Origin of the sequence: Rhizobium sp. 1399 (assembly GCF_031455475.1) — a bacterium.
Classification (GTDB): domain Bacteria; phylum Pseudomonadota; class Alphaproteobacteria; order Rhizobiales; family Rhizobiaceae; genus Rhizobium.
This window is the reverse complement of sequence record NZ_JAVDSU010000001.1, coordinates 878361-904541: the sequence shown is the minus strand read 5'-3', so window position 1 is coordinate 904541 and position 26181 is coordinate 878361. Positions and strand designations below refer to the sequence as shown.

The 26181-nt window shown below is 61.2% G+C and carries 27 protein-coding genes; 12 read left to right on the top strand and 15 right to left on the bottom strand.

From position 1 onward, the window contains the following. Nucleotides 1-112: 112 nt before the first annotated feature. From rsmI to J2X71_RS04650, 5 genes are all read left to right on the top strand, one after another. A complete protein-coding gene (rsmI, locus tag J2X71_RS04670; protein WP_113324412.1) occupies nt 113-1027 on the top strand; it encodes a 16S rRNA (cytidine(1402)-2'-O)-methyltransferase in 915 nt (304 codons plus the stop codon). Continuing rightward, nucleotides 1020-1388: a YraN family protein gene (locus J2X71_RS04665; protein ID WP_113324396.1), complete on the top strand. Its 369-nt coding sequence runs from the start codon at nt 1020-1022 to the stop codon at nt 1386-1388. Before rsmI ends, J2X71_RS04665 begins: the two co-directional genes overlap by 8 nt. Nucleotides 1389-1524: 136 nt before the next feature. After that, the gene (locus J2X71_RS04660) at nt 1525-2028 is read left to right on the top strand and encodes a cupin domain-containing protein (protein WP_113324397.1); all 504 of its coding nucleotides are present in this window, start codon (nt 1525-1527) and stop codon (nt 2026-2028) included. Between the two features lie 96 nt (nt 2029-2124). After that, a complete protein-coding gene (gene gshB, locus J2X71_RS04655; RefSeq protein WP_310379553.1) occupies nt 2125-3072 on the top strand; it encodes a glutathione synthase in 948 nt (315 codons plus the stop codon). A gap of 289 nt (nt 3073-3361) precedes the next feature. Next, complete coding sequence (locus J2X71_RS04650; RefSeq protein WP_113324400.1) at nt 3362-4894, top strand: YifB family Mg chelatase-like AAA ATPase; 1533 nt, start codon at nt 3362-3364, stop codon at nt 4892-4894. 60 nt (nt 4895-4954) lie between these two features. Here J2X71_RS04650 and cysK read toward each other — a convergent pair whose 3' ends face one another. Both cysK and J2X71_RS04640 read right to left on the bottom strand, forming a co-directional pair. After that, nucleotides 4955-5917, bottom strand: coding sequence for a cysteine synthase A (gene cysK / locus J2X71_RS04645; protein ID WP_310379551.1), 963 nt, complete (start codon nt 5915-5917; stop codon nt 4955-4957). A gap of 142 nt (nt 5918-6059) precedes the next feature. Continuing rightward, nucleotides 6060-6677: a LysE family translocator gene (locus J2X71_RS04640; RefSeq protein WP_310379549.1), complete on the bottom strand. Its 618-nt coding sequence runs from the start codon at nt 6675-6677 to the stop codon at nt 6060-6062. A gap of 231 nt (nt 6678-6908) precedes the next feature. On the opposite strand from J2X71_RS04640, the gene J2X71_RS04635 reads away from it, so the two are divergent. Beyond that, nucleotides 6909-7427, top strand: a complete 519-nt coding sequence (locus J2X71_RS04635) for a DNA starvation/stationary phase protection protein (protein ID WP_310379547.1) — start codon at nt 6909-6911, stop codon at nt 7425-7427. A gap of 21 nt (nt 7428-7448) precedes the next feature. On the opposite strand, the gene J2X71_RS04630 is transcribed toward J2X71_RS04635, so the two are convergent. Next, the gene (locus tag J2X71_RS04630; RefSeq protein WP_310379545.1) at nt 7449-8363 is read right to left on the bottom strand and encodes a DMT family transporter; all 915 of its coding nucleotides are present in this window, start codon (nt 8361-8363) and stop codon (nt 7449-7451) included. Between the two features lie 96 nt (nt 8364-8459). Here J2X71_RS04630 and J2X71_RS04625 point away from each other — a divergent pair, with 96 nt between their 5' ends. Continuing rightward, a complete protein-coding gene (locus J2X71_RS04625) occupies nt 8460-8927 on the top strand; it encodes an Lrp/AsnC family transcriptional regulator (RefSeq protein WP_007813484.1) in 468 nt (155 codons plus the stop codon). A 2-nt stretch (nt 8928-8929) separates the two neighbouring features. Here J2X71_RS04625 and J2X71_RS04620 read toward each other — a convergent pair whose 3' ends face one another. Beyond that, nucleotides 8930-9823 carry a GNAT family N-acetyltransferase gene (locus tag J2X71_RS04620; protein ID WP_310379543.1) on the bottom strand — a complete coding sequence of 298 codons (894 nt, stop codon included), beginning with the start codon at nt 9821-9823 and terminating at the stop codon, nt 8930-8932. Continuing rightward, nucleotides 9820-10290: a dUTP diphosphatase gene (dut, locus tag J2X71_RS04615; RefSeq protein ID WP_310379541.1), complete on the bottom strand. Its 471-nt coding sequence runs from the start codon at nt 10288-10290 to the stop codon at nt 9820-9822. The genes J2X71_RS04620 and dut overlap by 4 nt, the downstream gene beginning before the upstream one ends. Nucleotides 10291-10380: 90 nt before the next feature. Here dut and J2X71_RS04610 point away from each other — a divergent pair, with 90 nt between their 5' ends. Further along, entirely contained in the window at nt 10381-11964 is a 1584-nt protein-coding gene (locus J2X71_RS04610; RefSeq protein ID WP_310379539.1) for a peptide chain release factor 3, read from the top strand. On the opposite strand, the gene J2X71_RS04605 is transcribed toward J2X71_RS04610, so the two are convergent. After that, complete coding sequence (locus tag J2X71_RS04605) at nt 11965-12858, bottom strand: LysR substrate-binding domain-containing protein (protein WP_310379537.1); 894 nt, start codon at nt 12856-12858, stop codon at nt 11965-11967. A 110-nt stretch (nt 12859-12968) separates the two neighbouring features. Between J2X71_RS04605 and J2X71_RS04600 the strand changes: the two genes are divergently transcribed. Continuing rightward, a complete protein-coding gene (locus J2X71_RS04600; protein ID WP_310379535.1) occupies nt 12969-13676 on the top strand; it encodes a glutathione S-transferase family protein in 708 nt (235 codons plus the stop codon). A 39-nt stretch (nt 13677-13715) separates the two neighbouring features. Here the strand turns inward: J2X71_RS04600 and J2X71_RS04595 are convergent, their stop codons facing one another. Further along, nucleotides 13716-14102 (bottom strand): RidA family protein, encoded by a 387-nt coding sequence (locus tag J2X71_RS04595; protein ID WP_310379534.1) that lies wholly within the window; start codon nt 14100-14102, stop codon nt 13716-13718. Nucleotides 14103-14195: 93 nt separating this feature from the next. Between J2X71_RS04595 and J2X71_RS04590 the strand changes: the two genes are divergently transcribed. Further along, nucleotides 14196-14711: an Lrp/AsnC family transcriptional regulator gene (locus tag J2X71_RS04590; RefSeq protein ID WP_405049681.1), complete on the top strand. Its 516-nt coding sequence runs from the start codon at nt 14196-14198 to the stop codon at nt 14709-14711. Between the two features lie 82 nt (nt 14712-14793). On the opposite strand, the gene otsA is transcribed toward J2X71_RS04590, so the two are convergent. The 5 genes from otsA to J2X71_RS04565 all read right to left on the bottom strand — a co-directional run bounded on the left by otsA (nt 14794) and on the right by J2X71_RS04565 (nt 20655). Then, entirely contained in the window at nt 14794-16167 is a 1374-nt protein-coding gene (otsA, locus tag J2X71_RS04585; RefSeq protein WP_310379530.1) for an alpha,alpha-trehalose-phosphate synthase (UDP-forming), read from the bottom strand. Between the two features lie 39 nt (nt 16168-16206). Continuing rightward, nucleotides 16207-17004 (bottom strand): trehalose-phosphatase, encoded by a 798-nt coding sequence (gene otsB / locus J2X71_RS04580; RefSeq protein WP_310380065.1) that lies wholly within the window; start codon nt 17002-17004, stop codon nt 16207-16209. Nucleotides 17005-17051: 47 nt separating this feature from the next. Beyond that, entirely contained in the window at nt 17052-18590 is a 1539-nt protein-coding gene (locus J2X71_RS04575) for a S10 family serine carboxypeptidase-like protein (RefSeq protein ID WP_310379528.1), read from the bottom strand. A gap of 98 nt (nt 18591-18688) precedes the next feature. Beyond that, a complete protein-coding gene (locus tag J2X71_RS04570) occupies nt 18689-19981 on the bottom strand; it encodes an MFS transporter (RefSeq protein ID WP_310379525.1) in 1293 nt (430 codons plus the stop codon). Next, nucleotides 19978-20655: a FadR/GntR family transcriptional regulator gene (locus J2X71_RS04565; RefSeq protein ID WP_310379523.1), complete on the bottom strand. Its 678-nt coding sequence runs from the start codon at nt 20653-20655 to the stop codon at nt 19978-19980. The genes J2X71_RS04570 and J2X71_RS04565 overlap by 4 nt, the downstream gene beginning before the upstream one ends. 549 nt (nt 20656-21204) lie before the next feature. Between J2X71_RS04565 and J2X71_RS04560 the strand changes: the two genes are divergently transcribed. Next, a complete protein-coding gene (locus tag J2X71_RS04560) occupies nt 21205-22017 on the top strand; it encodes a class II glutamine amidotransferase (RefSeq protein ID WP_113325163.1) in 813 nt (270 codons plus the stop codon). Here J2X71_RS04560 and coaBC read toward each other — a convergent pair. Next, complete coding sequence (gene coaBC / locus J2X71_RS04555; RefSeq protein WP_310379520.1) at nt 22004-23215, bottom strand: bifunctional phosphopantothenoylcysteine decarboxylase/phosphopantothenate--cysteine ligase CoaBC; 1212 nt, start codon at nt 23213-23215, stop codon at nt 22004-22006. The genes J2X71_RS04560 and coaBC overlap by 14 nt on opposite strands. Nucleotides 23216-23286: 71 nt before the next feature. Then, complete coding sequence (locus J2X71_RS04550; RefSeq protein ID WP_310379518.1) at nt 23287-24207, bottom strand: DMT family transporter; 921 nt, start codon at nt 24205-24207, stop codon at nt 23287-23289. Nucleotides 24208-24457: 250 nt separating this feature from the next. On the opposite strand from J2X71_RS04550, the gene J2X71_RS04545 reads away from it, so the two are divergent. Further along, on the top strand, nt 24458-25321 hold the full coding sequence (locus J2X71_RS04545) for an NmrA family NAD(P)-binding protein (protein ID WP_310379516.1): 864 nt from the start codon (nt 24458-24460) through the stop codon (nt 25319-25321). Between the two features lie 62 nt (nt 25322-25383). On the opposite strand, the gene J2X71_RS04540 is transcribed toward J2X71_RS04545, so the two are convergent. Next, entirely contained in the window at nt 25384-26133 is a 750-nt protein-coding gene (locus tag J2X71_RS04540) for an SDR family oxidoreductase (protein ID WP_310379514.1), read from the bottom strand. Nucleotides 26134-26181 lie beyond the last annotated feature (48 nt).

Here is a 26181-nt window from a genome sequence, read left to right as displayed (position 1 = left end):
CAAGCCCGCAAATGCCGTTTTGCAGTGCAATGCTCACAGAAATTGCGGCCCTTGTCGAAGCCACACCGCTCGCCCATAAAGGGAAGAGGCCGGCGGAATGAAAGCGAATGACATGACGGAAGAGACGACAGCGGAAACTGGCGCCCGGCGCGGCTTTCGCCTGCACAATATCGCGGTGCCGGCGCGCCCGCTCGAACCGGCTCTCTATCTCGTCGCAACGCCGATCGGCAATCTCGGCGATATCACGCTGCGGGCGCTGGAAACGCTTGCCGGTGCGGATGTCCTCGCCTGCGAGGATACACGCGTTACCCGCGTCCTGCTCGATCGCTACGGCATTCAGAACCGCCCCTTTGCCTATCATGAACACAATGCCGATGAGGCCGGGCCGCGGCTCCTGCAGGCGCTCGAAGCCGGCAAGTCGGTGGCGCTGGTTTCCGATGCCGGCACGCCGCTCGTCTCCGATCCCGGCTATCGCCTGGCGCAGCAGGCGATCGAAGCAGGTTACCGCGTCATTCCCATTCCCGGCGCTTCCGCACCGCTTGCGGCCCTCGTCGGCTCAGGGCTGCCGAACGATGCTTTTCTATTTGCCGGTTTCCTGCCGACCAAGGACAAGGCCCGTCGCGACCGTCTCGCAGAATTCGCAAACGCACCGGCCACACTGATCTTCTTTGAATCGCCCCATCGCATCGGCGCAACGCTGGTGGCCGCTGCCGATATGCTCGGTGCTGAACGCGAGGCGTCGGTCTGCCGCGAACTGACCAAGACCTACGAGGAATTCCGCCGCGGCACGCTCTCCGAGCTCGCCACTTATTATGAAGAGCATGACAATGTGAAGGGTGAGATCGTTCTCGTCATCGGCCCGCCGAAGGACGAGCCGGCAACCGCGGCGGATGTCGACGCCATTCTCGCCGATCTCTCAAAATCGCTGCCAACCGCCGGGGCCGCGACCGAAGCTGCCCGCTTGACCGGCCTGCCGCGCAAGGTGCTCTATCAGAAGCTTCTCGACATGAAGGCGGCGAATGGCTGACGGCGAAGCCACGCTCCGCAGGAGAAAGGCGCTGCGTCGCGGCTCGGCGGCAGAATATATTGCCGCCATTTTCCTGATGCTGAAAGGCTATCGCATCCTCGCCATGCGCTACAAAACGAAGCTCGGCGAGATCGATATTATCGCTCGCAAGGGAGACCTGGCCGTCTTTGTCGAGGTCAAGGCGCGCGCTGACGAAATGGGCGCGGTGGATGCCGTGTCCTACGCCTCGCAAAAACGCATCCGGGCTGCGAGCGATCTCTGGCTCGCCCGCCAGCGGGACTATGCCCGGCTCTCACAGCGTTATGATATCGTTGCGATATTGCCGGGAAAACTGCCTCGTCATTTCCCCGATGCTTTCTAGGGGTTCGCTAAATTCCGCAGGCGGCTAAAAACTGACGAATAAGCTTTCGTTAAAATTTTAGCGTCTGCTTGAACGGGCTTTTACGATTCTTTTGTTATCCACGGCTCAGCTAGGGGTAGCAAACTGGGGGTAATTCATGGCCTTGAAGATGATGCTTGCAACCGCCGTCGCCATGGCTGCGCGGTCCGTGCCTTACGCCGCGTTGAAGACGGCCGGCAAATCGTTCGTCGCACAGGCAAGCGACCGCATGGTGCTGAAGTCGACGCCGATCAATCCGGACTGGGTCATCAGCGGCAATCCGCAGGCGCGCACGGCAGAACATTCCCGCGGCCATGACGAAGCATCGCTGACGGCGATCTGGGATTGCACATCAGGCGAATTCCGCTGGCGTTTCGGCTGGGACGAGACGGTCATGATCCTCGAAGGCGAGGTGCACGTCACCACCGAAGATGGTCTGGAACGCACGCTGCAAGTGGGCGACGTCGCTTTCTTTGCCGGCGGCACCTGGGCGAACTGGCGGGTCGACAATTATGTCCGCAAGGTCGCCTTCCTGCGCAAGCCTTTCCCGAAGCCGCTCGCCATTGCCTATCGCCTGCGCAACCTCTTGCGCAACGGGGGTGGCACCGGCATCGCGGCCTGAAAATTGCGCCGGCGGAGGCGCGCGAAGCCATTGATTGCCGTTGCGTTTGATGCCTGACCGACCTACATCTGGGCGGCATCAGCTCAAGGGACGGAAATGGCCAAGATCAAGAACGTAGCGGTCCAGATGGACCATGTCTCCGGCATCAATATCGCGGGCGATTCCACCTTCGCCATGAGCATTGAGGCTCAGGCGCGTGGCTACAAGCTCTTCCATTACACGCCCGATCGCCTGAGCTTCCGCGATGACAAGCTCTTTGCCGCCGTCGAGCCGATGGTGCTGCGCGAGGTCAAGGGCGATCACTATGAACTCGGCGCCCCTGAGCGCATCGACCTGTCGACCATGGACGTTGTCCTGCTGCGCCAGGACCCGCCTTTCGACATGTCCTACATCACCTCGACGCATCTGCTGGAGCGCATCCATCCGAAGACGCTCGTCGTCAATGATCCGGCCTGGGTGCGCAACTCACCGGAAAAGATCTTCGTCACCGAATTTTCCGACCTGATGCCGAAGACCCTGATCACCAAGGATCCGGGCGAGATCCGCCGCTTCCGCGACGAGATGGGCGATATCATCCTGAAGCCGCTCTACGGCAATGGCGGCGCCGGCGTTTTCCATTCCACCAAAGACGATCGCAACCTGTCCTCGCTGCTCGAAATGTTCGGCCAGCTCTTCCGCGAGCCTTTCATCGCTCAGCAGTACCTGCCTGACGTGCGCAAGGGCGACAAGCGCATCATCCTCGTCGACGGCGAATTTGCCGGCGCCATCAATCGCGTCCCGGCCGAGCATGACAGTCGCTCCAACATGCATGTCGGCGGCCGCGCCGAGCCGACCGAACTGACGGCGCGCGAAAAGGAAATCTGCGAACGCATCGGCCCGGCTCTGCGCGAACGCGGCTTCCTGCTCGTCGGTATCGATGTGATCGGCGATTATATGACAGAGATCAACGTAACCTCGCCGACAGGCATCCGGGAAGTGAAGAAGTTCGGTGGCGCCGATATCGCAAGCCTGTTGTGGGATGCGATCGAGCGCAAGCGCGGCTAAAGCAATACCAGCAAAAGTGCATAGTGGTTTGCGTTCGGAATTGCGGCAAAACTAAGCAGAGATTTTTTTGTAAAAACAAAGAGATAGAGAATTTTCGTGTTTCGAAGAAAAGCGGAAATGCTCCAAGTGTTCCGCCTTTGATCGCCTTCGTTCCGGCTTTGCAACCTGCTGCAATTTGATTGCAGCGGATAGCTGAATTCGTTCGCTTATCGTTCTTGTTTTATTCCAGATTCCATGCCAGATTGTGACCGCCTTCATAGGTTGGGGTTCAGGGTTACGGGGCAGGGGCATGGTCGCGCGCGTCAGCACGGTTGCATTTCAGGGCATTGAAGGTGTGCCGGTCGAGGTCCAGGTCATGGTCGCTCCCGGTAAAATGGGAATCCAGATCGTCGGGCTTCCTGACAAAGCGGTGGCGGAAAGTCGCGAGCGGGTGCAGGCAGCCTTGCACGCTTCCGGCCTAGCGCTGCCATCCAAGCGTGTGACGGTCAATCTTGCGCCCGCCGATCTTCCCAAAGAAGGCAGTCATTTCGATCTCCCCATCGCACTTGGCCTGATGGCTGCGCTCGGCGCCATCCCGGCGGATGCTTTGTCCGACTATGTCGTCGTCGGCGAACTCAATCTCGACGGTACAATTGCCGCAATCGCTGGCGCTCTGCCGGCCGCAATCGGTGCCAACGCGAGTGGAAAAGGCCTGATCTGCCCGGCCGAGAGTGGCTCGGAAGCCGCATGGGCAGGGTCTGGGGTCGACATTCTGGCGCCGCGCAGCCTGATCGCACTCGCCAATCATTTCCGCGGCACGCAGATCCTTTCGCGCCCGGAACCGTCCATTCGCCCGAATGCCGCCAATCTGCCTGATCTCGCCGAGATCAAGGGACAGGAAAGCGCCAAGCGGGCGCTGGAGGTGGCTGCTGCCGGCGGCCATAACCTTCTGATGGTCGGGCCGCCCGGCTCTGGCAAGTCGATGCTGGCTTCGAGACTGCCCTCCATCCTGCCGCCGCTTTCGGCTGCGGAATTGCTGGAAGTCTCGATGATCCATTCTATCGCCGGCCAGTTGTCGGGCGGCAAGCTCTCCGACCGCCGGCCCTACCGCACGCCGCACCATTCGGCGACGATGGCCGCCCTCATCGGCGGTGGCCTGCGTGCCCGGCCGGGCGAAGCCTCGCTTGCCCATCATGGCGTGCTTTTCCTCGATGAATTCCCGGAATTCGCACCACAGGTACTTGATGCCCTGCGTCAGCCGCTCGAAAGCGGCGAATGCGTCATCGCGCGTGCCAATCACCGCGTCTCCTATCCGGCGCGGATCCAGCTCATTGCGGCCATGAACCCGTGCCGCTGCGGCATGGCGGGCGAGCCCGGCCACACCTGTGCCCGAGGACCGCGCTGCATGACGGATTATCAGGCCCGCATCTCCGGCCCGCTGATGGACCGCATCGATATCCGCATCGACGTGCCGGCCGTTTCCGCCGCCGATCTCATCCGGCCGACGGTAGCCGAAGCGAGTGCCGATGTTGCCCGGCGCGTTGCGCGTGCCCGTGACATCCAGCGTGAACGCTATGCTGCTGCAGGCGCTGTGGGTATTTCCACCAATGCCGGATGTTCGACCGCAATGATCGAGAAATTCGCAGAGCCGGATGCCGCAGGATTGCAGCTGTTGCGAGATGCCGCGGACAAGATGAAGTTTTCGGCGCGTGGCTACCACCGAGTCCTCAAGGTCGCCCGCACGCTTGCCGATCTCGACGGCAAGGAAATGGTCGGCCGCATTCATCTCGCGGAGGCGATTTCCTACCGTGTTGCCGGCGAGAGGCTTACCGCTGCGGCATGATAAAAGGGGCGCCGAAGCGCCCCAGGTACCGGGTGAGAGGAAGAACCCGGGAAGGTTCGATCAGCTTCCAAGGCCTTCAAACAATGCCGTCGAAAGATACCGTTCCGCGAAGGACGGAATGATGACGACGATGTTCTTGCCGGCGTTTTCCGGACGGCGGCCGACCTCGATAGCGGCCGTCAATGCTGCACCCGAGGAGATGCCGACCGGCACGCCTTCGAGCTTGGCGACCAGCCGCGCCTGCTGGAAGGCCTCGTCATTGCTCACGGTGACGACCTCGTCATAGATGCTCGTGTCGAGGATCTTTGGGGCGAAGCCGGCGCCGATGCCTTGGATCTTGTGCGGGCCGGGCGTGCCGCCTGACAGTACCGGCGAGTCCGCCGGCTCGACGGCCACAACCCGGATATCCGGCTTGCGGCTCTTCAGTACCTGGCCGACGCCGGTAATCGTGCCGCCGGTGCCGATGCCGGCAACGAAGATATCGACCGTGCCATCTGTATCGTTCCAGATTTCTTCAGCGGTCGTTTGGCGGTGGATCTCCGGGTTGGCCGGGTTTTCGAACTGCTGTGGGATGACGGCGTCGGGCAGCGAGGCGGCGAGTTCCTCCGCCTTGGCGATCGCCCCCTTCATGCCCTTCGGTCCTTCGGTCAGCACCAACTCGGCGCCGAGCAGCGCCAGCATCTTGCGGCGCTCGACGGACATGGTTTCCGGCATGGTAAGGATCAGCCGGTAACCCTTGGCGGCGGCGGCGAAAGCGAGCGCGATACCCGTATTGCCCGAGGTCGGCTCGATCAGCACGGTCTTGCCGGGCGAGATCTTGCCCTGCGTTTCCAGGCTATCGATCATAGCAACGCCGATACGGTCCTTCACCGAGGCGATTGGGTTAAAGAATTCCAGCTTGGCAAGGATGTTGGCCACCACGCCCTTTTCCTTGGCGAGTTTATTGAGGCGAACGAGCGGCGTGTCGCCGATTGTGTCCGTTATCGAGGAATAGATGCGGCCGCGGCCCGGTTTGTGCGACATGGTGCTCTCCCTTTGAAATCCATTCTGAAATCTGTGGAGAGAATAGGGTCAAAGTGGTGATGAGACCAGAGTGGCTTCACCCGCCGGCCGCTTGAGCCGGAGAAAAAATCCTTTGAGAACCGTCCGTTGCCGAATGTTTATTTCAGGCTGCACGCGTGGCGATGAAGGCTGCCGTGCCCGCCAGGATGCTTGCGGCGACGCGGTTCAGCGCCTGCAATGCACGCGGCTGCTTCAGCATCGTGCGGGCGCGCGACGCAAGCATCATGTAGGGGATGAGCACGATCATAAGCACCACGAAAGTGACGGCGAGCAGGATGAGATACTCGCGCATGCCGATGCTGCCGAGATCGATCAAGGTCGGCACCAGCGCCACGTAGAACAACATGGTCTTCGGATTGCCGAGTGTCACAAGCAGGCCGGACAGGAAGGACATGCCGGCACTGCTGGATTTCTTCGCGGCGATATCCTGCGGCAGCAGGCCGGCAGTCCAGAGCTTCCAGGCGATGTATCCGAGATAGAGAGCACCGGCGATCTTGATGACGAGGAAGATCTCAGTGAAGGTCTGCGCCACGAAGGCAAGACCGAGGATGACAGCGGTGAGATAGGTCATGTCGCCGAGCACGAGGCCGAGACCCATGAAGAAGGTCTCGCGGAAGTTCGAACCGAGTGCACGCGCCACGATTGCCGTGATCCCCGGGCCGGGAATTGCGGCGGCGATGAACAAGGCTCCAGCATAGGCGATCAGGACGGTAAGGCCCATCTTCGTATCCACTGACTTGCGCAGCCTCTCTATAGGCGCGCAAGGCAGGCCTCATCAATCGCCTGGCGCTGATCTGTCCATAACCATAAAGAATAGGTCGGCTGAACCATGATCTACTTGGAAAGCGATCCTGCCTTGCTATTTTCCCCTTGCAAGCGGCCGCAGACACGGCCCGCCGCGGCTTCCCGAGGCTGTCGGCGCAGAAGGTTTTCATCACCAAGGAGAGAATGCATGTCGACTACCTCAGCCGAAGCCCGCAGACGTTCACCGCTCAAGACCCCTTCCGACCTGCCGACCAACGCGATCACCGATATTTCGGCCGCGTTGACCGCGCTGCTCGCCGATGTGTTTGCGCTTTATGTGAAGACCAAGAACTTCCATTGGCACATGTCTGGCCCGCACTTCCGCGATTACCACCTGATGCTCGATGAGCAGGCGGAACAGATCTTCGATATGACGGACGAGGTTGCCGAGCGCGCCCGCAAGATCGGCGGCACGACGCTGCGCTCGATCGGCCAGATCGCCCGCCAGCAGCGCATTCCGGACAATGATGCTGACTACGTCACCCCCGAGGATATGCTCTCCGAGCTGCGCGAAGACAACCTTCACCTCGTTTCAATCCTGCGCCAAGTGCACGAAGTCTGCGACGAGCATAACGATGTCGCGACCGCAAGCCTGATCGAAAACTGGATCGACCAGAGCGAGCGCCGTACCTGGTTCCTGTTCGAAACGACGCGCCAAGCGAAGTAACAAGTAAGCCGAAGTAATGGCTCAGCGTCCGGCCGCCGGCAGGCGAATAAGTCTCGCCGGCGACCAGCCCAGATTCATGCCGGCGGCGGCGAGCAGAATAACTGCCGCCCCGGCAATCTGCATCGGCTGCAATGTGTGGCCGAAAGCGAAGCGGTCGACCAGGATCGCGGCGACCGGATAGATGAAAGACAAAGCGCCTGTCAGATGCGTCGGCAGCTTCTGGATCGCGCCATAAAGCAGCACATACATGAGACCGGTGTGGACGACGCCGACAGCGACCAGGATCATCCAGGAACTGGTATTGGCGGGAAGGTTCGAAAAATCGGTCATCGGTGCCAGCATGACGATGCCGGTGGAAACCTGGATCAGCGCGATCAGATGCGGCGGCGTGCCTTTCAGCCATTTGGCGGCAAGCGCGGCAAGTGCATAGAAGAAGGCGGCACCCAACGCCATCAGGATGCCGAGACCGTAGCTGCCGGAGACGGCGTCGGTATTTGGCTTCGCCTCGACGATAGCGGCCATGCCGGCAAAGGAAAGCCCGAGCCAGAAGAGCTTGGTGCCTGTGATCTTCTCCCCCAGAAAGAGTGCGCCGAGCGCAAGCAGCATGAAGGGCTGGGTGTTGTAAACCGTCGTGGCGATCGAGATCGAGGCGTGCGAATAGGAGGCGAACAGCAGCAGCCAGTTGGAGACGATCGCTATGCCGCCGAAGACAGCGATAGCGAGCGACCGCAGGCTGATGATGCCGGGCCTCAGGAGGCCGAGCGCAGTGCAAACCACAAGCAGGGTCAGTGCGCCGAAGAAGCAGCGCCAGAAGACCACGCCACTGACCGGCTGACCTGACATGACGACGAACCAGCCGATCGTTCCCGAGATCAGCATCGCTGCCGTCATCTCTGCTGTGCCTCTTCTGATGTCACTCTGCATCGCCATCTCCATTCGTTAGCGGGAAATTGTATTGCGGCATCGCAGCATTTTCTATAAGCTGAAAAAGGGAAAGGCTGGATAAACCTAATCTTGTTAGGAGTTTTTGCCATGTTGGCTAACGAGATGCAGGCAGTCGACGATATTGACCGCGCAATGATAGAGGCGTTGGCAGGAAATTCGCGTATTTCCCTAAAAGAGCTCGCCCAGGCTGTAGGACTTTCTTCGCCGAGCGCGGCAGAGCGTCTGCGTCGGCTCGAGGATCGCGGCGTCGTGACGCTCTTCACCATCGATCTTGATCCGGCGGCGATCGGTTATCCCTTGCAGGCGATCGTGCGGGTGCGCCCGCTGCCCGGCCAGCTCCACATCGTCGAGCGTATTATCCAGGACACGCCGGAATTCATCGAATGTGATAAGGTGACTGGAGACGATTGTTTCATCGCCCGCCTCGTCGTCCGCTCCATGGGAGAGCTTGACAACATTCTCGACAAGGTCGCCGAGCGCGCGGAAACCAATACCTCGATGATCAAATCCTCGCCGGTCAAGCGACGCCTGCCGCCCCTGATACGGAAAAAATAGCCTCAGAAATCCGCCATTGGCGACAGCATTGCGGGATGATCGAGGCTCATCTCCTCCAGTCCACGCAGCATGAGCCGTGTTCCGCCTCCGTAAGGCGTCGCCTCGCCGGACCAGCCGAGCCTGTCCGGCCGGAACAGCGTTTCGACTGACGTTGCCTGGATGCCGAGACCGGCAAGGATGGCGGCGAGGGACGGGATTTCACGCGCGACCACATCGAGGAGAACGACGTGGCCGGGTGCCGGCATCTTCCATGCGATGACGGCCTCGCTCTCTTCCAGATAGCTCAAGCGGACGTCGGAATCGAGCTGCGTGTTGATGAGGAACATCGCAGAGCTGCTGGCGACAGCAAGCGTCTCCGAAACTGGCTTGCGGTTCTTCAGCAGGCCCTGAAGCAGGGCGAGATCATCGGCATCGGGCGGCTGAACAGGCCGTGAGGTGGCGGCAGCTTCAGACATTGGTGCAGCGCCGACATACTTGTGAAGCGGAAGCGAGCGGAAGCCGTAGGGCTCATAAAGCGTCGGCTTGTCCGTGTAGAGGATGATGGCCTCGAAATCCCGCGCCTCACACCAGGCAAGCGCCTTGCCCGTCACATCGCGGTAAAGGCCGCGGCCGCGCCATGGCGGACGGACTGCGCCGGACTGAAAGGCGGCGGCATTGACGAGCCTGCCGTTGAGGACAAAAGGCATGGCGAAGGCGGAGAGATTGGCGGCGAGCAGGCCTTCATCCGTAAACCAGCCGAACGGCATACTGGCCGGGTCTGGGCCGCCAAGTTCGCGCAGCGGATCGATATCGATGCCGAACGTATCATCGAGAAGAGAAACGAGAGCGCTCCAGGCCGCCGGATCGCTGAAATAATCCTGTCGGAAGGTAAGCCCGTCTGAATCGGCGACGCTCATACCCCGGTCGAGCCGAAGCCACCGGCGCCGCGCGCGGTTTCGGTCGTTTCCGAGACTTCGGCGATGCGGATCTGGATGAATGGTGCAATCACCATCTGCGCGATGCGCATGCCGCGCGTGATGGTGAAATCCTCCTCGCCATGATTGATGAGAATGACCTTCACTTCGCCGCGATAGTCGCAGTCGACGGTGCCGGGCGCATTGAGGCAGGTGACGCCGTTCTTGGCTGCAAGGCCGGAGCGCGGGCGCACCTGGCCCTCGAAACCCTCAGGGATTTCAAAGACGAAGCCCGTTGGAACGAGCGCGCGTTTGCCAGGCGCCAGCACCAGCGGCTTGTCCTCGTCGATCGCCGCGCGCAGGTCCATGCCGGCTGCACCACGCGTTTCATAGGCGGGCAGATCCAGGCCCTGGCCGTTCGGCAGGCGGATCAAATTGAGGGTGGGGCGAGTATCTGTGTGAATGGTCATGCGGCATTACTTCGTGCCTCGTGCCGCAAGGTCAATTGCAATGGCGCGCTTTAATCGCTAGATACGCGGCAATTCCACAGGATTTACATTATGGCCGAAAGTCTCGCCGAGGCGGTCTCCCGCCGCCGCACATTCGCTATTATCGCGCACCCGGACGCGGGTAAGACGACGCTCACCGAAAAGCTGCTGCTGTTCGGCGGCGCCATTCAGCTCGCCGGTGAAGTGAAGGCGAAGAAGGACCGCATTCAGACCCGCTCGGACTGGATGAAGATCGAGCGCGAACGCGGCATCTCGGTCGTCACCTCGGTCATGACCTTCGAATATGAAGGCAATGTCTTCAACATTCTCGACACGCCCGGTCACGAAGACTTCGCCGACGATACCTACCGTACGCTCACGGCAGTCGATGCCGCCGTCATGGTCATCGACGCCGCCAAGGGTATCGAGCCGCGCACGCTGAAGCTTTTCGAAGTCTGCCGCATGCGCGACATTCCGATCATCACCTTCATCAACAAGATGGACCGCGAAAGCCGCGATCCCTTCGAGATCCTGGATGAGGTCGAGGAAAAGCTGGCGCTTGATACGGCCCCTGTCACCTGGCCGATCGGTCGCGCCAAGACCTTCTGCGGTTCCTATCACCTGAAGGAAAACACCGTTCGCGGCTCCGATACGGAAATCGCCGTCACCGCCGTCAATGGTCCGCAGAGTGTTGCCGATCGCCTGCCGGAAAACGAGCGGGATGCCTTCATCGAAGAAGTCGAGTTGGCAATCGAGGCCTGCCGTCCCTTCGATCGGGAATCTTTCCTCGAAGGTCATATGACGCCGGTTTTCTTCGGTTCGGCCCTGCGCAATTTCGGTGTGCGCGACCTCATCAACGCGCTCGGTGATTTTGCTCCGCCACCGCGTGACCAGGTGGCCGATATCCGCACCGTGCATGCCGCCGAAGACAGGATGACGGCCTTCGTCTTCAAGATTCAAGCGAACATGGACCCGAACCATCGCGACCGTATCGCCTTCGCCCGCATCTGCTCCGGCAAACTGGAGCGCGGCATGAAGGCGCGGCTAGCACGTACCGGCAAGCAGCTTGGCCTCACCGCGCCGCAGTTCTTCTTCGCCTCGCAGCGCCAGCTCGCCGATACGGCCTTTGCCGGTGATGTGGTAGGCATTCCGAACCATGGCACGCTGCGCATCGGCGATACGCTGACGGAAGGCGAAAGCCTGGTTTTCCAGGGCGTGCCGAATTTCTCGCCGGAAATCCTGCGCCGTGTGCGCCTGGAAGACGCCATGAAGGCCAAGAAGCTGAAGGAAGCCCTGCAGCAGATGGCTGAAGAAGGTGTCGTTCAGCTCTTCCAGCCGGAGGACGGTTCGCCTGCCATCGTCGGTGTCGTCGGCGCGCTGCAGCTTGACGTCCTGAAGGAGCGCCTGATGGCCGAATATGGCCTGCCGGTCTCCTTCGAAATGTCGCGCTTCTCCGTTTGCCGCTGGATTTCGTCCGACCAGGTTGCTGAACTCGACAAGTTCCTCACCGTCAAGCGCGGCGATATCGCCCGAGATCTCGATGGCGACCCTGTCTTCCTGGCGCAGGATGGTTTCTCGCTGCGCTACGAGGCGGAGCGCTATCCGGCGATCAAGATGGTGGCGATCAAGGAATATCACGCGGCCAAGGCCGCCTGATCACCCCGCCAGCCGTTCGGCAAGGAACTCGACGACCGCGCGCACGGAGGGTAATTGCCCTCGTCGGTGCGGCATCAGGATCGTCGTGGTGATACTGCCTGCTGTCCAGCCGGGAAGCAGACGCACGAGTTGGCCGTCCTTCAAAGCGTCGTTGCAGACCGATGTCGGCAGAATGGTGATGCCCATGCCGGCCGCAGCCGCTTTCAGCAGCACCATCGGCTCGTCTGCCGCCATGATGGGCCGAGGCGTTACCACAGTCTCAGCGCCGTTATCCGAGGTGAGACGCCACTGCTCCTCGGAGAGACTGGGCATGATTGCCCTGTGGCCGGCGATGTCCTCGGCCCGCTCGGGCTTCCCATATTGCGCTATGTAATCGGGCGAAGCGACGAGCAGGAACGGGTGAGCCGCGATCCGGCGCTGCACGAGCGTCGAATCCCCGAGTGGAAAGCGGTGGCTGCGCAGCGCAATGTCGAAGCCTTCCTGAACGATATCGACAAAGCGATCCGTTACATGCAGTGATACCTTCAGCTTTGGATAGCGTGCTGTCAGTTCGGCCATATGGTCGGCAAGCGTGAATTGTGCCGTCGGCACCGCTGCGGTCAGCCTGACGATACCGCTCGGTTCTCCCAGGCGGTTGCGCACGATACTCTCGGCCATTTCCGCTTCGATGATTGACGCCTGCGCATGGTCGAAGAAATCCCTGCCGATATCCGTCAGCGCAAAGCTGCGCGACGTGCGCTGGATCAGCCGCACGCCGAGCCTCTCCTCCAGTTCCGCCACGCGCTTGCTGATTGTCGATTTCGGAATGCCGAGATGGTGTCCTGCCGCCGTGAAGCTGCCGCTTTCCACCGCTTGCACGAAGAGATGGAGGTCGTTGAGGTTGAAGGCGGTCACATTCATCTTCCATACTTGTGGACTTTAAGATGCATTATCGCCATCTACTGCCTCATCGTCCACGAAATCATATTGGCCGGGTCAATAATTCCTATGGAAAGGACCCGATAATGTCCCTGATATTGTTTTACGGCGTGCCGGAAGGTTGTTCCTTTGGTTCGATCGTTGCGCTGGAATGGTCTGGCCTGCCGTACCGTCTCTGCCGCGTTCAGATGCCGGAAGTCGTCTCCTGTGACGAATACAGGCGCATCAACACCGTCGGCGAAACGCCGTCATTGCTGCTGCCCGATGGCCGGTTGATCAGCGAAAGCATGGCGATCCTGAATTACATAGGCGCGCAATCGATCGATAAAGGATTGGGCTTTGCGCAGGGCACCGCCGATTTCGATCGCCTGAACCAGATGCTCGCCTATTTGAACACCAGCTTCTTCAATGCTTTCAGCCCGCTTTGGTACGCTGTCGAGCATGAACTGGAACCGGCCGAAAAAGGCGTTCTCGTCGCCTACGGCACGGCCAAGGTGGAAAAGGCGCACCGCACGCTGGAGGGGCTGCTTGCCGGCCGGAAATGCCTGCTCGGCAACAGGCCCGGCATTGCGGATGCCTATTTCACTGGCATCGCCCGCTGGAACGACTTTCACAAGGTCGTCGATATCAGCCAGTTTCCTGCGCTGAATGACCTCTATCAGCGCATGCTGCAGGAGCCGGCCGTTCGCTTCGCGCATGCGATCGAGCATCAGGAAAAGGCGGAAAGCACCGGTCGCTTTCTGGGAGAAATCGATCTGGAAGAAGCGCTCGGCTTGCTGCGCCAGGCTGCCTGAACATCCCATGGTGCCGCCTTGTCCAGACAAGGCGGCATTTCACGCGGCAGCGATGATTTCGATTTCCACCAGCCAGTCTTTCTGAAGCGTTTGAACGACGATGGCGGTGGTCGGTACGATATGATCGCCGAGCGCGGCCAGCCGCGCATTTTGGTTTGCTTCGGCATAGTCAGCATCCCGTAAATAGCTGGTCAGCCGCACGATATTGCCGACGTCCATATCTGCATCCGCAAGAATCGCCCGCAGGTTCGACCAGATGAGATCGAGCTGGGCCGACAGATCTCTGCCCGGCGCACCCTCCGCGTGGAGGCCCATTGTGCCGCTCACGAACAGAAAGCGGGCGGGATTCCTGACCTCCATCGCATGGACATAATCTGACGTTGCCGCGTAGATGCCGCTGCTCGGACTGTGCTTCACCAGTTCCATTTGAAAGTCCCTCCCTCGAGTATCTGAAAGCTTGGCGCTATTATCACCGAATATTCTTCGGCGATAAGGCGAGTTTTCCGAATGATAAAAGAAATGAATGGCATTCGACGCCGCAGGCGAGAGCCCGAGCAACTGGACCTTTTCGACCGAAAAATATTAGGCGCGCTGGCAGAGGATGCCCTGCAGAGCTATGCGGCGCTTGGCAAAGCCGTCAATCTGTCGCCGCCCGCCGTGCATGAGCGCGTCAAGCGGCTGCGCCGGTCCGGCGTCATGAAAGGCGCGCACGCTGCGCTCGATGGCACGGCGCTTGGCAAGCCGCTGCTGGCCTTCGTGCATGTCGAGGCTGTGGGCTGGGGCAAAAGCGAAAGGCTGATGCAGCTTTGCCGCTTTCCCGAGGTAGAGGAGATGCATTCGGTTGCCGGCGACGCCAGTGTCATCTTCAAGGTGCGGACCGAAAGCCCGCGCGCACTGGAAGCCTTTCTCTCGCAAGTTCATGCCGTTCCCGGCGTGACGGCTACCAAAAGCTATGTTGCGCTTTCCACCTATCTGGAGCGGCCTGTCCAGGCGAACATGACGGCGGACTGGCCGGAGAACCCGTTGCCGGCCTGAAGTGCCGAAGCGCTGCATCCCAACTGCTATAGTGCTGTTCTTCCAGAGGGAGCGGCCCATGGTGCCGCGCCCGTCAAATTGCTCAGGCGGCGAGATCGCCGAGGAAGTCATCGCACCAGCGCGAGACGTCGTGCTCCAGCAGATGGTCCATCATCCGCTGCCAGCGGTCGCGGCGCTCCTCGAGCGGCATGTTGAGGCCGCGCGCCAGCGCATTGGACGTACCGACGATGTCGTAAGGATTGACAAGCAGCGCGCCGTTCAGCTCGCGCGCCGCGCCGGCAAAACGGGAGAGGACCAGCACGCCCGGATCATCAGGGTTCTGTGCGGCAACATATTCCTTGGCGACGAGGTTCATGCCGTCGCGCAACGGCGTCACGAGCCCGACTTTGGCGAGCCGATAGAGGCCGGCAAGCACCGGCCGGCTCACCGAGCGGTTGATATAGCGGATCGGCACCCAGTCGACCGTGCCGAGTGCACCGTTCACGCGGCCGGCCTGTTCTGCGACCGTGCGCTGCATTGCCTCGTATTCAGGCACTTCAGAGCGCGATTTTGGTGTGATTTGCAGATAGGTGACCTGGCGCTGATGTGCCGGATTGTTGGTGACGAAATGCTCGAAGGCATCGATACGCTGGGTAATGCCCTTGGAATAATCCAGTCTGTCCACGCCGATAATAAGGCTGCGGTCTTCGATACTATGGCGTGCCTTCAGCACCATGCTGTGCGTGCCGGCCTTCCTGGCGAATTCGGCGAAGGCGGCCGTCTCGATGGCGATCGGATAGGCGCCACCGCGGAACGTGCGCTCGCCGGCGACAAAACGCCCTTCGCTGATCATGTCGCCCATCTCCTCGCGGCGCAGGCAGCCCGCAAAATTTTCAAGGTCGTGATCGGTCTGAAAGCCGACGAGATCGTAGGCGGCAAGCCCCCGCATGATTTCCTCATGGACGGGCATGGCGAAGAGTACGTCGGCCGGCGGCCAGGGAATATGCAGGAAGAAGCCGATCTTGTTCTTGAGGCCCATCTGCCGAAGTTCGGCGGCAAGCGGGATCAGGTGATAATCGTGGACCCAGATGATGTCATCAGGCTTGATCAGCGGCGCCAGCCGATGGGCAAAGAAGCGGTTGACGCGGAAATAGCCGGCCATCTCCGTGCGCCCGTATTCTGCGAGATCCAGCCGGTAATGACAGATCGGCCAGAGCATGCGGTTGGCGAAGCCGAAGTAATATTCGTCGACATCCTTGGATGTCAGGTCGGTCAGCGCATAGGTGATGTTGCCGCGCTGCTCGATCGCAAGTGGACCGGGTTCGCCTTCGTCGTTGACGTTGCCCGACCAGCCCATCCAGACGCCCCCCCGTTTCCCGAGGGCGGCCTCTAGTGCCACAGCGAGCCCGCCGGCAGACGCCGCCCCTTTCTTCTCCGGAACGGGCACGCGGTTTGAAACGACGACAAGGCGGCTCATGGCAAATTCCTTTCATTAGAAATAACTGCAAAAAAACAATCAGCCGGCAAAACGCGCGACGATCTCGCGGACCGCTTCCGCGGAAGGCAGAGTGCCGCGGGCGGCAGTGCCTGCAGACGGCGGGCCGACGCGGATGGAGTAACCGCCAAGCCGGTTCGCCATGCCGAACATCGCCTCATCTGTGACATCGTCACCGATGGCGATCGGATGACGACCGCGGAAGGCTGGAGTTGCGAGAAAGCTTTCCAATGCATCGCCCTTGTTGGCTCTGGCGGGCCGGATTTCGAGAACCATCTTGCCGTGCTGCAGGGCCCAATCCGGTCCTGCACGGTTCAGGAAACGCTGCATCAGTTCCGTCAGTTCCGCCTGCCGCGCCGGCGCAAGACGGAAATGGGCGGCGACGGCCGCGCCCTTGTCCTCGATGAGGATGCCGGTCCAGCCCGCCGTTTCTGCCCGAAGTTCAATCTTCAGCCTCTCGAACTCGGCCGTTGGCTCCACCTTGAAGATGCTGCCGTCGGGGTTGCGGCGTTCGGCTCCGTGTAGTCCGGCGATGGGAAACTGATAGGGGGTGAAGAGACGGTCGGCATAGGTAAGACCTCGCCCGGTCACCAGAGCCAGTGCCCCGCCGAGCCTCTGCGACAGCGTGTCGAGCTGCGCAGGAAGCGACGGCGGCACGAATATCTCATCCGGCGTCGGCGCAAGATCGAGGAGCGTGCCGTCGATATCGAGGAAGAGTGCGCCGTTTTGAAGATAGGAAGAGAGTGTGGAGAGGGTTTCGTCCTGCCGGGAAGCGCTGCCGGATGGCGGAGCTTCTGGTAGCTGATTGCTGTTTGCCATGCCGGAGAAATAGGTCAGCACGCCCCTCCGGCAACCCTTGATCGTCTTCAATCCGCCGGCGGGTTGGCGGGATGCTCGGCATAAAAGGCCTTTGCATCCGCCGTGAATGCGGCGCGCTGGCCGGCGGTCGTGTAGAACATATGCCCGCCGCGATAGAGCTTCAGCGATACACGATTTCCCGCTAGGGACGGCGGCAAGTGATCCACCACATAACGGCTGACGCCGTAGGGCGTCACGAGATCGTTGTAGCCATGAGCGATCAGCAGATGGAAAGATGGGTTGGAGGCGAGCATCTGCCTGATATCATCGGTGGCGCTCGCCTGGAAACGTGAACCGCCGCCACGGCCGCTGCCCCACTCCCAGCGCTGGCTGACATCATTTTCGAGCAGCGTATAGGTCATCTCGGTCTTGAAGCCGAGCTCGTTGCGGGCGTAGTCGGCGAAGGCGCCGCCATAGGCGCGGGTAAAGCCGTCAAGGATCGCATCGTCGCCTCGGTCGTAATCGGATTCCGGATAAGGGTCCGGCGTGGCGAAGGCAGCGTCGTATGGGCTCATCACCTCTCCCGCCTGCTTGCCGGAATGCTTGGCGTAAGCATCGCCGAGGAAGCCGCGATTGCGGGTAACGACATCCTGCGGAATGCCCGTAAGACCGGAGATCTTGTTGTAGAAGGCTGTTGCCGCATCGCCCGTCGGCGTCGGGCCGGCAAGCGTCGTGAGATATTCGCCAAGCGCGAAACTCTCGGCATCGCGCTGGCCGGATTCGCTGAAGCTTTTGCGCCGGTCGGCTTCGGCGGCTGCCAATGAGGGAAATTCCAGCGCAGCACCCAGCGCGAACTGGTCGGCATTGAACATCAGCTGACCTTCGAGCAGCGGTGAGAGCATGACGGTGCCGGCGATGATGATGCCCTGGCTCTGCTGCAGGGCCGAAGCGACCTTGGCGGCGCGGAAGCCGCCATAGCTTTCGCCGAGCAGATATTTCGGTGAATTGCCGCGGTTATTATGCGCCACGTAGAGGGCGATCGTCTTCGCCATCGACTGCGCGTCGGCGCCGACATTATAGTAGTTCGAGGCGTCGTCGGCCTTCACCGTGCGGCTCCAGCCGGTGCCGATTGGATCGATCAGCACGAGATCGGTAAAATCGAGCCAGCTATGCGTGTTATCGACGAGCTTCGCATTGGCGCCGTCGCGGCCATCGGGCCCGAAGTCGAGTATCTTCGGCCCCACAAGGCCGAGATGCAGGAAGGCGGAAGCCGCACCAGGCCCGCCATTGAAGGCGAAGGTGACCGGCCGGTCCGGCCCGGCATCCTTGGCAACATAGGCGGTGTAGAAGATCGCAGCGTTCTGCCCGCCATCCTGACCGAAGAGATCAAGTGTGCCTGCCGTGGCCGTATAGACGATCTTGCGTCCATCGGCCGTCGTCAACTCGTGCTCGGTAACGGAATCGCCTGGCAGCAGCTTGAGGACGCCCTCTCGGGACGAACCCTGTGCTGCAGGGGCACCGCGTTCGCCAGCCTCCTGCGCAAAGGAGAAGGCGGGTGCGAGCGTAGCGGTCAGCGCGGCGAACAGAAGCAGGGATCGGAAGCGCAAGGATTTTCCTCCGGTGGACCAGAATGCGGCTGAGATAGGGTAGCAGCCGCATTCCTTCGATGGAGATCAAGAGATGGTGATACGCAAGTGAGCCTGGCTCATTCGTCCTTCTCGATCGTGCGTGCATTCACATGCAGCGCTCGACCGGCCCGCCACCCATTGAAGGCGGCACCAAGCCCGAGCGCGACGAAAAGCACTGCGCACCAGGCAAAGCTTCCCGTCCAGCCGCGGATCAAACCGACGATGAACGGGCCGATGGCGGCAAGCAGATAGCCCACGCATTGCGCCATGCCGGAAAGGTGAGCGGCGACATGCGGATCGCGCGAACGCAGCACGATGGCTGTCATCGCCGCGGCGATCAGCCCGCCCTGACCGATACCCTGTAGCACGGCCCAGACCCAGACGGTGGAAAGCGGCGCAAAGAGCAGGCCGAGAAGTGCGACGACGGCGAAGGCACAGAGCGTCACGTTGATGAGGCGCTGATCCCTACCGCGTACCGCGATATGCGGCACGATGAGACAGGCGGCGGCCTGTACCATGACGGAGACCGAGACGATGCCGCCGGCCACAACACCGTCAAGACCGCGTTCACGCAGGATCGGCACCAGCCAGCCGAAGACGCAATAGGCGAGCGCCGATTGCAGGCCCATGAAAAGCGTGACCTGCCAGGCGAGCTTGTCCCGCCACAGACCTTCGACACGGAAACCGCTGCGCCGCGCCTGTCGACTGCTCGCAAAGACCTGCGGCAGCCAGATCAGCCCGACGACGAGGGCAGGCAGTGCCCAGATGGCGAGCGCGCCTTCCAGCGAGCTGCCGAGCGCATGTTCGATCGGTAGTGTCAGGCCGGCGGCACTGGCAGCGCCCGCGCAGAGCGCCATCGTATAGAAGCCGGTCATCAGAGCCGTATTCGCGGCGAAGTCGCGCTTCACCAGTCCGGGCAGCAACACGTTGCCGACGGCGATCGCAGCACCGGCAAGCGCGGTGCCGAAAAAGAGCAAAGGAACGGAGGAAAGACCGCGCAGCGCCGTACCGAGCGTCAGCAGCAGGAGCACGCCGAGCAGTGTCCGCTCCGAGCCGATGCGCTGGGCAAGTCGCGGCGCCAGCGGCGAGAAGGCGCCAAGGCAGACGACGGGCAGGGTCGTCAGCAGACTGGCGCCGAGCGGCGACAGGCCGAGTTCGGTACGAATTTCCGGCAGCAGGGCGGAAGCGCTGGAAAACACGGGTCGCAGATTGAAGGCGATCAGTACGAGGCTGGCACCGAGCAGGAAGCGAGCCGTCGGGCTCTGCTTCTGCGGCGGCAATGGTACAGGCAGGCTGTCGATTTCGGCATCGATCATCGTCTCGTCGACGGCGTCGAACGAGGATGTGACATTCTGTATGGGCATCCTCATGAAAGAAGCATCCGGTCGAGCGCGGAAAGGATGGGTGCCATGAAGCCGCGCACGGCTGCATCGGCCTTGTCGGGGCTGCCGGTTTCGATGGCGTCGACGATCGACTGGTGCGCCTGCATGTCAGGCTCGGGAATCGCCTTGTCGAGTGTGGCGGCAATCGTCTCCGCGATCGAGGTAGAGAAGAAATCATAGATCTCGATCATCGCCCGGTTGTTGGAGGCGGCGATGACGGCCTTGTGGAAGGCAAGGTCGCGTTCGATGAAGCCTGCCGGATCGCCGCCTTCATAATTGCCACGTTCGTCAAGCAATGTGCGAAGCCCGGCGATGATGCCGGGTGTCTTGCGGATGGCGACGAGCCGCGCGCCTTCGACATCGAGCGCGCAGCGCGCCTCGAACTGGTCGCGCAGGCTGGCGCGCCGCGCCATGGTGAGCGGTCGGCTGCTATCGGTTGTCGAAAGCACGTAGGTGCCGGAGCCCTGCCGTGTTTCCAAAAAGCCTTGCGAGACGAGAACGCGCACGGCCTCGCGCACAGTGCCGCGACTGACCGACAGCATGGCCGAAAGCGAGGCCTCATTCGGCAGTTTCTCGCCGACAGCCCAGCGTTTGGCGAGTATCTCGTTGCGGATCGCTTCGGTGGCCGTGTCGGCAAGATTGGTCTTGTTGAGAGGTTGCATGAGCATTATTCATAAAGTCATCAGATGACTTTATGAATAATGCTCATGCGCTCGAGCGTCAACGGGGCAAAGAAAGCAATAAAAAAGGGCCGCTTTCGCGACCCTTTCCATGAGGTTTGGCCTGTGACTGGCCCGGACCGTCTGATGCGGCCCTAGGAAGGTGGGGTTTAGAGCGAGGGCTGCCTCGCTTTCATCACCACTTCCATGCCTGTTACGAGGTCCGAAAACTCATTAGACATTGGATCACCTTCCTTTCGTTAAGTTGACGATGGATCAAAAGTAGCCCGATTCCTCCGAGATGCAAGAGGAAAACGCATGGCTGTTTTTTAGCCGACGTCTGGTTATCTCATTCAATTACCTGATTTTCTGCCGCTGCGATCACGCAAATCCATATCGTTTTTGCGGAAAGTGATCTCGGTCGGCGTCAAGAATTTGTCATCTTCGCCTTGCAAATCGGGTGGGCGTTAAGTCGTTGTTAGCCGTAGCATCAGACTATCCAAGATGTTTTCAGCATTCCTGCCGCAGCAGGCGGTGGGCCGGAGCAAGAGCATGTGTCGCTGGGCTGCCTATCGCGGAGACCCCCTCTATCTGGAGGAGCTGGTGTCTTCGCCCGCCCATTCCCTGATCGAGCAATCCCATTGTGCCACCCGCGCCAAGACGGCGACGAATGGCGATGGTTTCGGCATCGCCTGGTATGGTGACCGGCCTGAGCCGGGCCGCTATCGCGATATCTTACCGGCATGGTCCGACTGCAATCTGAAGAGCCTGGCGCGGCAGATCCGTTCACCGCTGTTCCTCGCCCATGTGCGGGCAGCGACCGGCGGCGGCACACGGCGCGACAACTGCCATCCTTTCACGCATGAAACCTGGTCTTTTATGCATAACGGCCAGATCTCCGGCTTCGAGCGGCTGCGTCGGCCGATGGAGACCATGCTGGATGACGAGCTCTTCAATGCCCGCAGTGGCACGACGGATTCCGAGCTTCTGTTCCTGCTCGCTCTGCAGTTCGGCCTGCGGGATGCGCCGATCGCCGCTGTGGCCCAGACCATCGCCTTCGTCGAAGGCCTGGCGGAAAATATTCTCGGCTCCGTGCTGCTGCGCTTCACCGCGGCCTTCTCGGACGGCAAGTCTCTTTACGCGGTCCGCTATGCCACCGACCGCAAGGCGCCGACACTCTATGCCTCGCCGCTTGCCGAGGGCTATTGCCTCGTGTCCGAGCCGCTGAATGACGATGGTGATGCCTGGCAGGAAATACCCGATGGCAGTGCTGTGATTGTCAGCGCCGATGGTCTTGAGATCACGTCCTTCCGGCCTGAAAAGCGCGCGTCCGCAAGGCCAGAGCCTGTCTCTATTCCTGCTTAAGTCGTTCGGCGATCATCGCCGCCAGCCGTTCCGCCACCTCGTCCTTGGAAAGATCGGGCCATTGCTCGATGCCGTCGCGGCGGATGAGTTTTACGCTGTTGCGCGTGCCCCCCATGATGCCGGTTGAAGGCGATACGTCATTGGCGACGATCACGTCAGCACCCTTGCGCTCCAGCTTCAGCTTGGCATTGGCCTCGACATCCTGCGTCTCTGCTGCAAAGCCGATCACCAGTTTAGGCCGCGTCGTGTGATGGCCGACGGTCTTGAGAATATCCGGGTTCTCCGTCAGCGCCAGCGTCGGAATGGATTCGCCTGGATGCTTCTTGAGCTTCTGGTCGGCGGCCGAAGCCACCCGCCAGTCGGCGACCGCAGCCACCATGACGGCGACATCGGCGGGAAGGGCAGCGAGCACAGCATCGCGCATCTCTTCGGCTCGCTCGACATGCACCATCCTGACGCTCGCAGGATCAGGAATGGTTACCGGGCCGGACACCAGCGTCACATCGGCGCCGAGTTGCGCCAGCGCTGCGGCAATGGCATGACCTTGCCGGCCGGAGGAGCGGTTGGCGATGTAGCGCACCGGGTCGATCGGCTCGTGCGTCGGACCTGAGGTGACGATCGCTCTTTTGCCGGCAAGCGGTTTCGGACCATCATCGAGCAGGGCGTCGGCAGCTGCGGCTATTTCCAGCGGTTCGGCCATACGGCCCGTGCCGGTCTCGCGGCTTTCCGCCATCTCGCCGGCGACAGGACCGATGAAGCGGATGCCGTCACGCCGCAATGTCTCGATATTGCGTTTCGTCGCCGGATGCGCCCACATTTTCGGGTTCATGGCAGGGGCGGCAAGCACCGGCCGGTCGGTGGCGAGCAGCACCGTGGAAGCGAGGTCATCGGCAAGCCCATGCGCCATCTTCGCCATGAGATCGGCGGTGGCGGGCGCGATCAGCACCAAATCGCAGTCGCGCGCCAGCCGGATATGGCCGACATCCTGCTCGTCCTGCCGCGAAAAGAGATCGGTAAAGACATGGTCGGCCGCGAGCGCGCCGACGGCAAGCGAGGTCACGAATTCCTGCGAACCCTTCGTCATGATCGGCCGCACGGAAGCGCCGCGCTCCCGCAGGCGTCGGATAAGATCGAGGCTCTTATAGGCGGCGATGCCGCCCGAGATGATGAGGAGGATGCGTTTGCCGCTGAGAGCCATGGTTTTTTCCCGCCGCTTCTTTGACTGGGAAAAACCCTAAGCCTTTGGCAGAAAACATGCAATCGCGGCACTCAGGCTTGTTTGACCCGCTTCGGCGTGAAGATCGCAATCGCCATGCCGACGCCGATCAGCTGGAGGGCCGCACCGCCGGCTTCGGGCACGGTCGGCATGCGCTGTTCGAACAGAAAGCCGTAAAACAGCCCGAAGACGGTTTCCGCGACGATCAGCTGGGCGGCAAGCGCCAGCGGCAGAAGGCGCGCGGCGATCATCCAGCACAGCGTGGCAAGCCACGAGCCGGCAATGCCCATGATTGTCGCCCATAGCACGAAGTGAAAGGTCTGCGTTCCGGTGAAGCTGACAGTGTCCCCGAGCGAGGTGAAGGGCAGAAGGACGAGTGCGCCGATGCCGGCGCCGATCCCCTGCAAGGCGGTCCAGTGTATGGCGCTTGGCGCATCCTGCGACTGCATGACCGCAGCGCTCATCATGCCATAGGCGACCCAGAGCGCCAGGCCGATCAGCGCGGCGACGATGCCGAGCAGGATCTCCGGCTGATCGCTGGCTGATGTCGTGGCGAAGATCGAGACATTCACCCAGCCGATGCCGGCAGCTATCAGGATCAGCGGTATTGCCAGTGTTCTCCAGTCGATGGACCGGTCCTTGAGATTGGCGATGATGGCAAGCAGTACGGGCATCGTGCCGATGACGAGCGGTGGAATGGCAGTGCCTGCGTAACGCACGGCATAGGAAATACTCATGAAATAACCGACATAACCGATGCTGCCGAGCGCAATGCCGGTCAGAACAAGCGACCGCCGCAAACCCACCGGACGAAAGCGCGGATTGATCATCAGGATAAGGCTGACGACGGCAAAAAGCCCGTAGCGTGCCACGGTCAGGTCGATCGCCGTATAGGGCGCGACGACGCGCGGGGCGACAAAGCTTAGCCCCCATAGCGCACAGGTGGCCAGACCGCAGAGGATGCCGATCAGCATGTGAAACTCCGAAGAGATGGGACTGGGCTCCGGCAGGAAAGGGATGTGGAGCGGTCGCGAAGAAATATCGCCTAGCCGATATGCCCTATCGCGGGCGGAAACAAGAGCCTGCCTGCGACATAGCGGAGACGGGCTTGGCAAAACGAGTCGAAATTACTGCTTTGATGTCATCAATCCTATGACGTAAGCGCACTTCAGTCAAAGATTGTGCGGCAGCATAGTGGGCCAACCCAAATAAAGGAGTTACCCCATGTTTGCTGTAACCGGAATGACAGGCCAGGTCGGCGCCGCCGTTGCCGATCATCTGCTGAAGAATGGCGCCAAGGTCCGTGCCGTCGTGAGAAATCCGGAAAAGGCCGCCGGCTGGAAAGAGCGGGGCTGCGAGATCGCTGTCGCCGATATGAACGACGCTGTATCGCTGACATCAGCGTTCAGAGGCGCGGAAGGTGTTTTTCTCGTCATCCCACCGCTTTTTGATCCCGCACCGGGCTTCCCGGAGGCGAAAGGCATGCTGGCAACACTGAAGACCGCGCTTGAGGCTGCAAGGCCCGGAAAGCTCGTCTGCCTGTCGACGGTCGGCGCACAGGCCATGCAGCCGAACCTGTTGAGCCAACTCGGCATCGTCGAGAAGGAGCTTTCGACACTCTCCATCCCGGTCGCTTTCCTGCGCGCCGCCTGGTTCATGGAAAACGCCGCCTGGGATGTAGCGCCCGCACGCGAAACCGGCGTCATCCCGAGCTTCCTTCAGCCGCTCGACCGTGCCGTGCCGATGATTGCCGTGGATGATATCGGCGTGCTCGGTACGAAGATGCTCCGCGAGAACTGGCAGGGTGCGCGCGTGGCGGAATTGGAAGCGCAGGAACGCGTCAGCCCGGCCATGATTGCCGCCGCCTTCGCCAAGGTGCTCGGCAAGCCGGTGACGGCGGAAGTCGTGCCGAAGGAAAGCTGGGAAGAGCTGTTCCGTGCCCAGGGCATGAAGAACCCCGAGCCTCGCATGCGCATGCTCGACGGCTTCAACGAAGGCTGGATCGACTTTGAGGCCGGACGTGAGAAATCGTTGAAGGGCACGACCAGCATCGAAACAGTGATCCGCCGCCTCGTCGCCGGCGCGTAAGCGAAAGGCCGCAGTCAAAAGAAACCGCGGCCATTGGTCGACACCCCTGATATCAAGGGGGCTTAGAGGTTGCTCATGCCGCCGTCGATGATCAGTTCGCTGCCGACGATATAGGCAGCCTCATCCGAGGCGAAGAAGACGATGGTCTTGGCGACTTCGCTGACATCACCGAAGCGGCCGACCGGGATTTGCGACTGAATCTGGGAGGCCATCGCCTTGGAATCGGCTTCCGACATGCCGAGCTTGCCATAGAGCGGCGTGGCGATCGGGCCGGGGCTGATGGCGTTGACACGGATGCCGCGACCGATCAGTTCGCCAGACAACGTCTTGGCAAGCGTCAGCAGCGCACCCTTCGTCAGCGAGTAGACGCTCGAATTCGGCATACCGATATGGGCATTGATCGAGGTATTGAGCACGATCGAAGCCTTCTTCGAGAAGATCGGTAGCAAGGCCTGGATCAGGAAGTAGGGCCCTTTGACATTGATCGCGAAAGACTTGTCGAAAGCGGCTTCGCTCCAACCCTCGACGGGGCCGAATTCGGCAATGCCGGCATTGACGAAGAGGATGTCCAGCGTGCCGAAGGCGTTCCTCACCGTTTCGGCGACGGCGGCCTGACCGGCGACATTGCCGGCATCGGCCTGGATGACGAGAACCTTGTCGCCGAGTTCGGCGCGAGCGGCTTCCACGCTCTTTGCACTGCTGCCGGTAATGGCCACACGTGCGCCTTCGGCGATGAACTGGCGCGCGGTTTCAAGGCCGATGCCGCTGGTGCCGCCGGTGATCAGGGCTGTTTTGTTTGCGAGACGAGTCATTGTCGTATTCCTTCTGTGTCCGTTTGGCGCTGGGCGCTTTTGATGCTG